General features: G+C 69.4%; 8 protein-coding genes and 1 pseudogene. 6 read left to right on the plus strand and 3 right to left on the minus strand.

The window, feature by feature from the left end:
- The first annotated feature begins 77 nt into the window (after positions 1 to 77).
- Genes addB through trxA form a run of 3 tightly spaced genes read left to right on the plus strand, consistent with a single transcriptional unit; the run spans position 78 to position 7304 of the window.
- Complete coding sequence (gene addB / locus ASG62_RS10585) at positions 78 to 3203, plus strand: double-strand break repair protein AddB (protein ID WP_056688954.1); 3126 nt, start codon at positions 78 to 80, stop codon at positions 3201 to 3203.
- Positions 3200 to 6928, plus strand: coding sequence for a double-strand break repair helicase AddA (gene addA / locus ASG62_RS10590; RefSeq protein ID WP_082536904.1), 3729 nt, complete (start codon positions 3200 to 3202; stop codon positions 6926 to 6928). The genes addB and addA overlap by 4 nt, the downstream gene beginning before the upstream one ends.
- 52 nt (positions 6929 to 6980) lie before the next feature.
- The gene (gene trxA, locus ASG62_RS10595) at positions 6981 to 7304 is read left to right on the plus strand and encodes a thioredoxin (RefSeq protein ID WP_056508847.1); all 324 of its coding nucleotides are present in this window, start codon (positions 6981 to 6983) and stop codon (positions 7302 to 7304) included.
- Between the two features lie 190 nt (positions 7305 to 7494).
- On the opposite strand, the gene ASG62_RS26360 is transcribed toward trxA, so the two are convergent.
- Positions 7495 to 7704, minus strand: a complete 210-nt coding sequence (locus tag ASG62_RS26360) for a hypothetical protein (RefSeq protein ID WP_156382051.1) — start codon at positions 7702 to 7704, stop codon at positions 7495 to 7497.
- Between the two features lie 614 nt (positions 7705 to 8318).
- On the opposite strand from ASG62_RS26360, the pseudogene ASG62_RS26365 reads away from it, so the two are divergent.
- Positions 8319 to 8920: pseudogene (locus ASG62_RS26365) on the plus strand (transposase); the annotation flags it as partial.
- Between the two features lie 155 nt (positions 8921 to 9075).
- On the opposite strand, the gene ASG62_RS10615 reads toward ASG62_RS26365, so the two are convergent.
- On the minus strand, positions 9076 to 9906 hold the full coding sequence (locus ASG62_RS10615) for a LysE family translocator (protein ID WP_244487436.1): 831 nt from the start codon (positions 9904 to 9906) through the stop codon (positions 9076 to 9078).
- A gap of 1 nt (position 9907) precedes the next feature.
- Positions 9908 to 10618 carry a hypothetical protein gene (locus ASG62_RS10620; RefSeq protein WP_056688962.1) on the minus strand — a complete coding sequence of 237 codons (711 nt, stop codon included), beginning with the start codon at positions 10616 to 10618 and terminating at the stop codon, positions 9908 to 9910.
- 408 nt (positions 10619 to 11026) lie between these two features.
- Between ASG62_RS10620 and ASG62_RS10625 the strand changes: the two genes are divergently transcribed.
- Both ASG62_RS10625 and ASG62_RS10630 read left to right on the plus strand, forming a co-directional pair.
- Positions 11027 to 11827 carry a helix-turn-helix domain-containing protein gene (locus ASG62_RS10625; protein WP_057180379.1) on the plus strand — a complete coding sequence of 267 codons (801 nt, stop codon included), beginning with the start codon at positions 11027 to 11029 and terminating at the stop codon, positions 11825 to 11827.
- Positions 11828 to 12130: 303 nt separating this feature from the next.
- Entirely contained in the window at positions 12131 to 13099 is a 969-nt protein-coding gene (locus tag ASG62_RS10630; protein ID WP_320409370.1) for a dienelactone hydrolase, read from the plus strand.
- Positions 13100 to 13157 lie beyond the last annotated feature (58 nt).

The raw sequence follows: 13157 nt of genomic DNA on the forward strand, positions 1-13157 counted from the left end.
GCAGGGGTGCAGGGGACGGCGTCCCCTGCCGTTCCGCGCGACTGGCGTCCGGGCGCTTCGGGCATTAGGCTGCTGGCATGCCAGCCAATATCTTTTCCATCGCCCCGGGTCTGCCGTTTCTGAGGACGCTGGCGGAGGGAATTCTGGATGGGACAATCGTGCCGGGGCGGTCCTATCGGGGGGACGTGCTGGGGCTCGCGGGGGTCACGATCTATCTGCCGACGCGGCGCGCGGCGATGGCGCTGCGGGCGGAGTTCGCGCGGGCGCTGGGCGGGATCTCGGCCGTGCTGCCCGCGATCCGCACGCTCGGCGAGGCCGACGATGCCGGGCTTTTCGAGGGCGGCGCGCCGATCGGGCTCGAACCCGTGATCGAGCCTCTGGATCGACGGCTCCTGATCGCGCGCTTCGTGCGCCAGTGGAAGACGGCGACGCAGGCCGCTGCGGTGGAGGCGATGACGGGCGAGACGATCCAGCCGCCCTCCTCGGCGGCGGATGCGCTCTGGCTGGCCAAGGATCTCTGCACGCTGCTGGACGAGGCCGAAACCGAAGGGGTGGCGTTTGCCGCCCTCTCCGACCTCGCGCCGGAGCGGCTGGCGGCCTGGTGGCAGCTGACGCTGACCTTCCTCGACATTCTCGCGCGGCATTGGCCGGCGGTCCTCGCCGAGCGCGGCGTGACCGATCCCTTCGCCGCGCGCAACGCGGCGCTTCTTCGCGAGGCCGCGCGGCTCGGTTCGAGTGCAACGAAGGGGCCGCTGATCGTCGCCGGCTCAACCGCGACCGCGCCGGCGACCGTCGCGCTGATGCGCGCGGTGGCGGGCCTGCCGAACGGCGCCGTGGTCCTGCCGGGGCTCGACCGGCATTTGAGCGACGAGGATTTCGACGCGATTCATCTCGGCACCGGGCCGGGGCGCACGGGCGCGGCGCCCGGCCATCCGCAATACGGCCTGAAGCGCATCCTGTCGCAGATGCTCCTGCCGCGCGGGGCGGTGGACCATCTGGCGCCGGAAGAGGGCACGAAGGAGGCCGCGCGCGAGGCCTTCCTCTCCGACGCCTTCCGCCCGGCGGGAACGACCGACGCCTGGGGCGAGAGCGCCGCCCGCCATCCCGCGCAATCCCTCGACGGGCTGGCGCTGGTCGAGGCCGTGGACGAGCGTGAGGAGGCGCTCGCCATCGCGGTCGCCATGCGCGGTGCGTTAAGCGATCCGGCGTCGACGGTGGCGCTGACGACGCCGGATCGGAGCCTCGCGCGCCGCGTCGTCGCGGAACTCGCGCGCTTCGGCATTTCGGCGAACGATTCGGCGGGCCGGCCTTTGTCCGCCACCGCTCCGGGCACGCTGATGGAGCTGGCGCTGGAGGCCGCGCTGCGGCCGGGCGATCCGGTGGTCCTGCTCGGCCTTCTCAAGCATCCCCTGCTGCGGCTCGGCCACGCCCCGGTGGAGGCGCGCAACGGGGCACGCGCCGTCGAGCTCGTCGCGCTGCGCGGGCAGGTCGGCACGGCCGATGCGGCCCATCTCTCCGCCCTCTTCGAGACGGCCTCGAAGCTGCGCGACGAGCCGGGCGCGCGCGTCGCGCGGGCGGTGCGGCTTCTGTCGGAAGAGGATCTCGACCGCGCGGACGTGCTCCTGAAACGGCTCGAAGCGGCCCTTCTGCCGCTGACCGCGCTGCGCGAGGCGCCCGCCGGCGAGATCGGCCCCTTCGCCCGCGCGCTGGCCGAGGTGCTGGAGCAGCTTGCGGCGGACCCGGAGGGCGACGCTTCGGCCCTCTACGCGGCGGAGGCGGGACAGGCATTGGCGGGGTTCCTGCAGAAGCTCGTCGCCGCCGGCGAGACCGGCTTCTCCTTCGAGCCGGCCGAACTGCCGGACGTGGTCGCGGCGCTGGTCGCGGGCGAGACGGTGCGGCCGCGCGGCGGCTCCTCGGCGCGCGCCTTCGTCTGGGGCACGCTGGAGGCGCGGCTCCAGCGGGTGGACGTGATGGTGCTCGGCGGTCTGAACGAGGGCACCTGGCCGCAGCGCGCGACGAACGACGCCTTCCTGTCGCGCACCATGCGCGCGGAGGTCTCGCTGGACCCGCCGGAGCGCCTGATCGGGCTCGCCGCGCACGACGTCGCCATGGCACTCGGCAGCCCGCGCGTGGTGATGACGCGCTCCATGCGGGCCGGCGGCGCGCCGGCCATCGCCTCGCGCTGGCTCCAGCGCCTCCTGACGCTGGCCGGCCCCGCGGGCGCCGCGCGGCTGCGCGAGGAGGGCGCGGTCTATCTCGACCATGCGCGGGCGCTCGATGCGGGCGAAGAGGCGAGGCCCGCGACGCGGCCGGAGCCGCGCCCGCCGCTCGCCGCCCGGCCGAACCGCTATTCGATCACGGAGATCGAGACGCTGGTGCGCGACCCCTATGCCGTCCATGCCCGGCGCATCCTGAAGCTGGAGCCGCTGCCCGATCTCATCCGCGCGCCCGGCGCCTCCGATCGCGGCAATCTCTTCCACGACATCCTGGCCGAGTTCGTCCGCCGGGAGATCGACGCGGCCCGGCCGGACGCGGAGGCGAAGCTCCTCGCCATCGCGGCGGAGAAGTTCGAGGCCGAGCGCCTGCCGCCGGAGGTCGAGGCGGTCTGGTGGCCGCGCATGGAGACGCTGGCCGGCCATTACGTCGCCTGGGAGCGCGCGCGGAACCCCGAGATCGCGGCGCGCTTCGCCGAGGCGCGGGGCGAGGTGGAGTTCGCCGAACTCGGCACGATCCTGTCGGGCTATGCCGACCGGATCGACCGGCGCCTCGACGGCTCCGTCGAGATCATCGACTTCAAGACCGGCATCACGCCCTCCGTCCGGCAGGCGCGCACGCTGCTCGCGCCGCAGCTTCCCCTGGAGGGCGCCATGACGCGGCTCGGCGGCTTTCAGAGCGTCGGCAAACCGGCCTCCGTCGCCGACCTCGTCTATCTGCGCCTTCGCGAATCCAGCCTCGACGAGGAGGGCCTCGCCTATACCGACCGCAAGACGGGCGCCGAGGTGACGGCGGACGATCTCTCGGACTGGGCGCTGGACAAGGTGCGCGGCCTCTTCGCCGAGTACCGCAAGGCCGAGATGCCCTTCGCCTCCCGCGCCCGGCCCTTCATGGCGGGAGCCTATGACGGGCCCTACGATCATCTGGCGCGCGCGCGCGAATGGTCGGTCGGCGAGGAACCGGGCTCCTCCGAGGAGGGCGCCGCATGAGCCGTCCGCCGCCGTCCCCCGCCACGATCAAGGCGCAGTCCGACGCCTCGCATCCCGGCACCTCCGTCTTCGTCGCGGCCAATGCGGGCTCGGGCAAGACGCATGTCCTCTCGCTGCGCGTCGTGCGCCTGCTGCTTGCCGGCGCCTCGCCCTCCAAGATCCTCTGCCTCACCTACACCAAGGCCGCCTCCGCCGAGATGGCGACGCGCGTCTTCACGACGCTGTCGGGCTGGGCGACCGCGCCGGAGGCCGCGCTTTCGAAGACGCTGCACGAGCTTCTCGGCCGCCAGCCCAAGCCCGCGGACATCGCCCGCGCGCGGCGCCTCTTCGCCGAGGCGCTGGAATCGCCGGGCGGGCTGAAGATCCAGACGATCCATGCCTTCTGCGAGGCGATCCTCCACCAGTTTCCGCTGGAGGCGAACGTACCCGGCCATTTCGCCGTGCTCGACGATGCCGAGAGCGCGGTGCTTCTGGCCGAAGCGCGGCGCCTGCTCGTGACCGGCGCGCCGGAGGCCTCCGACGGCCGGGCCGTGGCCGGGGCCTTCGCCGAGGCGCTGTCCTTCGGCGGCGAATGGGGGCTCGACCAGCTCCTCGCCGAGATCGTGCGCAAGCGCGATCCGATCCGCGCCCATGTGGAAAGCTCCGGCGGACTGGAGCCGGCCATCCGGCGCCTCGCGCAGGCGCTCGGCCTCCAGGGCGAGGAAGACGAGGCGGCGATCGCCGCGCGCATCCGGCCGACCCCCGGCTTCGACGAGGTCTTTCGCGCGCGCCTCGCGCAGTTGGCGGCCGCCAGCAAGGCCAAGACCGACATCAAGCTCGCCGAGACGCTCGGTCTCATCGCGCAAGCCGCCACCCCGGCCGAGACGCTCGCGCTCTATCGCGGCCTCGCGCTGACCCAGAAGGGCGAGCCGCGCAAGAGCGTGGCGACCAAGGCCGTCGTCGATGCCCTGCCGGACTTCGCCGAGCGCCTGGCCGCGCTGCAGGATCATCTCGCCGCCATCGACGAGGCGCTGCGCGGCCTTCGCCTCTTCCGGGCGACGCGCGCCGCGCTCATCGTCGCCGATCGGCTGGAGCAGGACTACAGCCGGCTGAAGCTGCGCCGGGGCCGGCTCGATTTCGAGGACCTGATCGTCAAGACCGCCGATCTCCTCCAGCGCTCGGAGGCCGGGGCCTGGGTCCACTACAAGCTCGACCAGGGCATCGACCACGTCCTCATCGACGAGGCGCAGGACACCAGTCCGCGCCAGTGGCAGGTGATGCGCCAGATCGTCGAGGAGTTCTTCGCCGGCGCCTCCGCCCGGCCGGCGCCGCGCACGCTCTTCGCCGTCGGCGACGAGAAGCAGTCGATCTACTCCTTCCAGGGCGCCTCGCCGCAGATGTTCGCGGCGGAGCGGCGCAGCCTTGCCGCGCGCGCGAAGGAGGCAGACCTGCCCTTCGCCGAGGTGCGCCTGCGCCAGTCCTTCCGCACGGTCGAGACCGTGCTGGAGGCCGTGGACCGCGTCTTCGCCGATCCGACGAACCGCGAGGGCCTCTCCTCGGAGGGCGAGCCGCCGGCACATGAAAGCGCGCGGCCCGGCGAGACCGGGCTGGTCGAGATCTGGCCGGCGGTGACGGCGGCGCGCGTCGAGGAGCCCGACGACTGGCTGCGCCCGGTCGACGTGGAGCCCGCCGCCTCGCCGGCCAACCGTCTTGCCCGCCGCATCGCGGCGACGATCAAGGACTGGATCGGCGATCCCATCGTGACGAAGACCGGCCGCCGCGCGCTCGGGGCCGGCGACGTCCTCGTCCTCGTGCGCAAGCGGTCGGGCTTCGTGGAGGCCATGGGCAAGGCGCTGCGCGATCTTCGCATTCCCGTCGCGGGCGCCGACCGGCTGGTGATCACCGACCATATCGCGATCCAGGACCTGATGGCGCTCGGCCGCGTCGTCGCCAATTCCGAGGACGAGCTGTCGCTGGCCGCCGTGCTGAAGAGCCCGCTCTTCGGCTTCTCCGACGACGAGCTGATGGCGCTCGCCCTCTCGCGGGGCGAGGGCGCGCGCGAGGGGGCGGAGGCGCTTTATCTGGCGCTGCGCCGTCTGGCCGGTCCGCGCGGGCCGGAGCGCCTGCCGGGCTTCGTCACGGAAAGCGCCGCGGCCGATCTCCTCGCCAAGGCGCATGCGGCCTTCGAGCGGCTGGAGACCTTGCGCGACCGCGCGGGCTTCGAGAGCGTCTTCGCCTTCTACGCGCGCATTCTCGGCCCGGAGGGCGGGCGGGCGAAGCTCACCGCGCGGCTCGGGCGCGATGCCGGCGAGGTCATCGACGCCTTTCTCGATCTCGCCTTGGCCGAGGAGGAAGAGGGCCAGCCCGGTCTCGATGCCTTTCTCGCCGATCTCTCCGCCTCGCCGCCGCAGCTTCGCCGCGAGATGGAGCACGGCAAAGGCGAGGTGCGCATCCTCACCGTCCACGCCTCCAAGGGCCTGGAGGCGCCGGTCGTCTTCCTGGTCGATCCGGGCTCGGCGCCCTTCAGCCATGCCCACGGCGCGCGCCTCCTCGCCTACGAGGATATGCCGGGCCTGGCTCCCGGCGAGCCTCCGGGCTTCCTCTGGCGGGCCGAGAAGGATCTCGAAACCGCGACCGTCGCCACGCTGAAGGCGGCCGAGAAGCGACGCGCCGAGGAGGAGTATCGCCGGCTGCTCTATGTCGGCATGACGCGCGCGGCCGACCGGCTCGTCGTGTGCGGGACGGCGGGCGTGACGGGGCCGCACGAATCCTCCTGGCTCTCGCGCGTCGAGGCCGCGCTGGAGCCAGTCGCGACCCGGCTGGAGGACGAGGCGGGACAGCTGACGGGCTATCGCATCGGCTCGCGCGACGCCGGCAAGCTGGCCCCCGCCGCCGGCGAGGCCGCGCCCCGGCGCCGGGCGATCGACCTCTCGCCGCTTCCCCCGGAGGCCCTGCCGCCCCGCCCGCTCGCGCCATCCGGCGCCGGATCGAACGACGCCCTGGAGATCGAGAGCGAAACCGGCGCCGGAAGCGGGCCGGGAGCCGGACAAGGCGGCTACGTCTCGCCGGTTCTCTCCGGCGCGGGGGGCCCCTCGCAGGCGATCCGCCGGGGCCTCGTCGTGCACCGGCTTCTCCAGGCGCTGCCGGACCTCGGCGAGGGAGAGCGCGAGGCGGCCGCGCGGCGCTATCTCGCCTCCGACGCCGCGAGCGATCTTGGCGAGGCCGCGCGCGAGACGCTTCTCGCCTCCGTCCTCGGCGTTCTCGCCGATCCGGCCTTCGCCGCGATCTTCGCCCCCGGCGGACGCGCGGAGGTCTCCATCCAGGGCACGCTGGAGCTCGGCGGCCGCGCCTATCGCGTCGCCGGAACGATCGATCGGCTGGCCGAGACGGCCGACGAGGTGCTCCTCGTCGACTTCAAGACCAACCGCCCGCCGCCCGCCGGTCTCTCCGACGTGCCGGCCGCCTACGTCCTGCAGCTCGCGCTCTATCGCGAATTGTTGAAGCCGCTCTATCCCGGCCGACCCGTCCGGGCGGCGCTCCTCTTCACCGAGGCGCCTCGTCTCATCGAGCTGCCCGCCGCCGCGATGGACGAAGCCCTCGCGGCGCGCGCCCGGTCCGGGGCTTCGCATGCGCGCGCGGCAGACTCCGTCGAGGGAGAGGGCGAGGGCGAGCGAAGCGCGGCGCTCGGTGCGCAGACTGTCGCCGATCCACGAACGCCCCGTTCGCAAGACCGCGACCTTGCTTGATTTACCCCCCTCGGCCTTCTACCTATGAGAGACCGAAGATCAGGAGCCGACCATGGCCACGAAGAAGATCGACAACAGCAATTTCAAGTCCGACGTTCTGGAGGCTTCCAAGCCCGTCGTCGTCGACTTCTGGGCGGAGTGGTGCGGCCCCTGCAAGATGATCGGCCCGAGCCTCGAGGAAATTTCCGACGAGATGACGGATGTCGATATCGTCAAGGTGAACATCGACGAGAACCCGGACATCGCCGCCCAGTTCGGCGTGCGTTCCATTCCCACGCTGATGCTCTTCAAGAACGGCGAACCCGCCTCCGTCCAGGTCGGCGCCGCCGCCAAGTCGAAGCTGGTCGACTGGATCAAGAACTCCGCCGCAGCCTGATCAAGGCGCGAACGATCGACACGAGGAAGCCCGGGCAACGAGCCCGGGCTTTTCTCGTTCTGGGCGTCGGCAGCGGAGATTCGCGGGAGGCGACGGGGTCTTGAAAGGCGAGCCCACGGTTTGGCTTTGAAGATGAGCGGCCGGTCTGCGCGAGGAGTCTCATACTGCCGCACCTCAGCATTGACCTGTTTTAGGTAGGGGATGCGATGAGGGATCGGACCCAGTTTGGATCGGCGGCAAGGACGTTCCAGGCGTAGCAGCATGCGTCCATGACGGCGTGGAGATGGGCGAGCGACCGGTGCGAGAGGAAGCGCTCGCGCAGGTGTAGCCGGATGCACTCGACCGGATTGAGGTCGGGGCTGTAAAGCGGCAGAGGCACGAAGGTGATGTTGCTTGGCACGACGAGCGCTTTGGCACCCCATGCCACCCGGCCCGATCGAGCACCATGACGACGTATCGGCCCGGCGCGATGTTGGCGGCGAACTCGGCCGGGAACACGCTCATGGCGGCCGTCGAGACGTGCGGGATGGCGAGCAAAGGCGTCACCGGTGGCGGGTCGGACGGCGCCGAAGAGGTAGGCCGAGGCGAAGCGCTTGTCGCAAAGTCCAGGCGGACACTTGCCACGCAGCTAGCAGCGGTGGCCGGTTCGCCCCTTCTGCCCGACGCCGTTCGGCCTGCGATCGATTCACCGGCGCTATCGCCTACGGCCTCACCGTCCTGGAGCCACAGCTCGATCCGGCTGTCTGGATGGGCCGCACGAGCCGCCTCTAAGGCCTTGGCGAGCCCCCTTTTGCGAGTGCCTCCGCCGCCTTGGCGCCGCGCTGAGGATGCTTGTGCCGCGACAGGCCGAGCCGACGCACGAGGCGCGACATCGATGGGGGCACACGGTCCTGCTGAAGCGCGTCTCGATGAAGCCGCACAGGTGCGGCAGAGGTGGCTCGGTGAGTCTTGTACAGTGGGCTGAGTGGATTGTCTGCCTGAAGGCGGCCAGGATGGCTGCGGTCAGTAGAGACGATGACGAAGAGACCCAGGCGCCGTCACAGCCCCACCTTCAAGGCGAAGGTGGCGTTGGCGGCAGTACGCGACGAGAAGACGCTGGCGGAATTGGCGCAGCGGTTCGACGTGCATCCCGATCAGATCACGCAGTGGCGCTATCAGCTTCTGAACGGTGCTGCCGGCGTTTTTGGATCGGAGCCGAACGCCGCTGCCGCAGCGCCGGTGATCGACGTGAAGACGCTGCACGCCAGCGACAAACTTCGTTTGCGCAGAGATTGGAGAGCTGACGCCGGCCAATGATTTTTTGGAAGGCGCGCTCGACAAGGCCGGACTGTTGCCGAGCGCAAGACGATGATCGACCGCTCGCATGATCTGCCGGTCGCCCGGCAGGCCCGGGAGCTCGGGATCAGCCGTGGCAGCGTCTACAATCTTCCACGCCCGGTTCCGGCTGCCGATCTCGTGATGATGCGGCGGATCGACGAGCTGCATCTCGACTATCCCTTCGCCGGCAGCCGCATGCAGCACGACCTCCTAGCTGGGGAAGGCACCACGTTGGCCGCCTGCATGTTGCGACGCTGATGAGGCGGATGGCGATCGAGGCGATCTTCGCTGCTGGGCGAGGCGATATCGGCAATCACGATGCGACGCTCGGATATCTCTTTCGGGTGCACGTTGGGAGTGCCTTGATCGTCGACCGTTACCAGCCCGTAAAGCATTGAATTCCGGAAGTGCGCCTTGATGGCATTCTCGATCTTCATGGCCTGCCCTGCCTCGCTCACAGCTTCTCGGCGATCAGGCGAAGGCCGAACGCGGCCAGCACCGTGCCGATCGCCCGCTCGATCCAGAGGCCGAAGCGTTCGTAGGCAGAGCGGGCCGGACGGGACGAGAGAAGGATGATCACGAACCCATACCACAGGATCTCCAGAGTGAAGCCTCCTGCGAGGATCGCAAGCTTCGCCCAAAGCGCGGTATTCGGCGGGACCGCGACGGCATAAAGGCAGATGAAGAAGGCAATGCCCTTCGGGTTCGAAAGGTTGACGATCAGGCCCATTCGCATGCCTCGCAGCATGCTGATGGTCGCACCGTCGCGCTCCCGAACGGCAGCGGAGGGCTGAGTGCGCAGCCAAGCCATGACCCCGAGATAGACGAGGTAGCAGCCACCGGCGATCTGGATCAGGCTCGCCAGCCATCCGATCCGGGTCAGAACCAACGCCAGTCCCGTCATGGTCAGGATCGCATAGAGCGTGGCAGCCATCGCCAGTCCGAAGGTCGCTCCGACGGCTGCGGGACGAGCACCGGAAACGGACAGCCGGGAAATGAGCGCGAAGTTCGGACCGGGGCTCACGACAACCGCCGCATAGAGACCAAGTGCCGTCGCGACGGTCAGGAGTTCAGGGCTCATTCGGGCTCCGTCGCGGTGTCTTGCGGGAGCCTCAAGGTGAACCAAGAGCCCTGGACTGGCAATGTTGGTTTCCAAAGGGGCGCAAGAAGACAAGACGGGTCGTTTGCGGCTGCCGGCACCATCGCCGGGTCTCCATTCCCCTGTTTGAAATCCCAAACTACCGCTGCGGGTTTTCCGTCTTGTCACTGCGCCGGCCACCTCCATTCTAACGGATCGCCGCTCGCACATACTGGCCCTCGATCACGATCGAGGGCTTGGCTCCGACCGTGTTGGGAAGCGAACTGTCCACCATGGCGGTGGCGGCGCTCGCCTCGTAGCTGATCCGCGTGCCCGGCGGGAACGCGAGAGACGTATTGAGGGAATGGGCGGCGATCGCGATCGTCTCGTTCCCCTCCGTTCGCGCGAAGGTGAGATGCGAGCGAAGCGCGTCGCTGCGCAGCCGGACCGATGCGGCATGCCCGCCCAAGGTGAAGTCCGCCGCCTTGGCGACGAGGGAGATCGTCGAGAATTCGCCCGTGAGCCGGGCCTGCGAGGCCGCCTGCTCGACCGCGACCGAGACCCCTCCCTTCATGTTCGCCTTCAGCTCGACCCGGCAGTCGGACGGCTCCAGCCAGGACGACGGCCCGGCTTCCACGGTGAGCAACGTCCCCGCGATCGCCATGCGGCTCGACGTGCGGCAGTCGTTGTAGAACCAGTTCGAATACCAGTGGGCGAACCATCCGATGCGTTGGCCGCCGAGCGTGGCTATCAGTGGTTCGCCCTCGATCGTCGTCAGGTCGATCGAGCTGGCCTCGCCGACGATCCGGATGGCGGTGACGCCGGACACGTCCAGGCTCGTGGTCGGTTGGGCGGGTTCGTCCGCCATGGCGAACAGGGGGATCGCAACGAGCATGGCGGCGAGCAGTCTGGCTTTCATCGGTCGGCTCCTGTCGAGGGTTGGTCCGATGATGGTGATGGGAGCCGCTCCGGTCGGGCGACCTCGATCGCGATGGAGGTCGATCCGGATCGCGATCGAGGGCAAGACTGGAGACCGGCAAGTCCGCCCACCCGCTGCCCCTTCGAGTTCCGATGATCCTCGTTCCTCTTCCCTTCGTCGTCTCGCTGTTCCTTCTCACCATCCTGGTTCAGGCCTTACGGCGCGACGAGGAGGGGCTTCGCGCCAACCCGCTCTTCTTCGCGCTGATCGCGGCCTATGCCGTCCAATCCGTGCTGATCGGCCTGCGCTGGGGTTACGATTGGCGCGGCGTCCTGCCGCTGATGTCGCCGCTGGCGGCGCTGATCGCCCCGCTCGCTTGGGCGAGCTTCCGAAGCCTGACGCGAGACGATGAGGGCGCTCTGGCCGCATCTCCTGCCCGCAGCGGCGGTCATAGCTTTTATGGTCCTGTGGCCCGATCCGGTCGGCGCCGTGATCGTGGCCGTGTTCGCGGGCTACGGTCTTGCTCTTCTCTGGCAGGCTCGTCTCGGTCCGAACGGCCTCGTGGCCTCGCGCCTCGATGGCGTCGTGCGGTCCCATCGCGCTATGGAGGTCACCGGCCTTGCGCTTCTCATGTCCGCCGCGACCGATATCCTCATCAGCCTGGACTTCGCCTTGGGTGGGGGCGCTCATTCGGGAATGGTCGTCGCGCTCGGAAACGTCGTCGCGCTTCTGGTGCTGGGGATGGCCGCGTCCGTTGCCAGCGCCGGGCTGGCAGACGTCGAAGCCGACGATCCGAACACCCGCCCGGACTCGCCCGCCAGCGCCACGAACGACGACCTGACGACCGCCGCCCGGGTCGAGAGACTGATGCAGGAGCAGGAGATCTACCGGGACCTCGACCTGAACCTCGAACGGATCGCCCGCAAGCTTCGTCGTCCCCCGCGCGACGTGTCGAGCGCCATCAATCGCGCTCACGCAATGAGCGTCTCGCAATATGTGAACACCTACCGCGTGAAACGGGCCTGCCAGCTTTTGAAGGGTACAGCGGACCCCGTCACCAAGGTCATGTTCGACGCCGGGTTCGGCACGAAATCGAACTTCAACCGCGAATTCCAGCGGGTGACGGGCATGACGCCGAGCGCCTACCGACGCGTAGGTGACGCAGCACTCGCCGCGGCAGATCTTCGGGACGCCGCTCCGGTTTCCTGACCGCTTCTCGAAGGCGTCACCCTGCCTCGGACGTCCTCGATCGCGATCCAGGACGTCCGCGAACGCGATCGAGGACGCATCCGCGAGCCTGCCGATCCTCGCTCCTCCGGTGGACCCGTCCGCTCCGACCCGTGCCGGATTGGACGGGGGACGTCGGCAGGGCCCAGGCGCCAGCGAATTGGGATCGAAGGAGAAGGCATGGGTGTTCGAAAGCTGGTTCTGACGGTGTTCGGGAGCATCGCGCTTCTGACGCCCTTCACGGACGAGGCCGGCGCCGCCGAAATCGGTGTCGGCGGACGCAGAATGGAGGTTGCCTCGCCGGAGCGTCGGCACCCGCTCGACGTCACCGTCTGGTACCCCGCCGCTCCCGGCGGCGAGAAGGTCGTGCTGGGTGAGGGCCCCTTCTTCGCGGGCACCTCCGCTCGACTGGACGCGCCCGTAGCGGAGGGTCGCTTCCCGCTCGTGCTCCTGTCTCATGGAGCCGGCCTTGCGGGACGCGCCGATGCGATAAGCTGGATCGCGGCTCCCTTGGCACAACGGGGCTTCATCGTGGCGGCTCCGACCCATCCCGGGAACTCTGGACCGAACCGGTCCGCCGCCGAGACCATAAAGGTCTGGCTCCGCCCGGCCGACATCGCCCGGACACTGGATGCGATGGAGCGGTCAGATCTCGCCAAGCAGCATCTGGCGCCGAACCAAGTCGGCGTCCTCGGGCTCTCCATGGGCGGCAGCACGGCGCTGGCGCTGGCAGGGGCGAGGTTCGACCCGAGGCTTCTCGCGACCTACTGCGATACGAATGCCCGTAATGCCTCTTTGTGCGGATGGATTCGGCAGAGCGGCGTCGATCTCCACGCCATGGACATGCAGGCAGCTGGGCGCAATCATCTCGACCGGCGTATCCGCTTCGCCATGGCGATCGATCCGGCCCCGGTGAATGTTTTCGACAAAGCGTCCCTGTCGGGGATCGGCATTCCCGTCGAGCTGGTCAACCTTGGGCGAACCAACGAGATTCCCGTGTCTGCGCAGGCCTCGGATGTCGCCAAGGCCATCCCTAACGCTCGTTACGCTGTGATCGAGACGGCCAGCCACTTCAGCATGTTCGGCGTCTGCAAACCCGGCGCCGCAGAAGCGGCGGCCTCGGACGGTGTCGAAGAACCAATCTGTTCGGACGGGTCAGGGACGTCGCGCCAGATCATTCATGCTCAACTGATCGACATGGTGGAAGCCGCCTTCCGCGCCTTGGGGAAGAGCCCGGCTCTCCGGCAGCGATAGTCCTCCTTCGACGGTCGAGCGGTGCAATTTCAGCAGACACGCAACTTCGATCACGGGC

This window comes from Aureimonas sp. Leaf427, assembly GCF_001425485.1.
GTDB lineage: Bacteria > Pseudomonadota > Alphaproteobacteria > Rhizobiales > Rhizobiaceae > Plantimonas.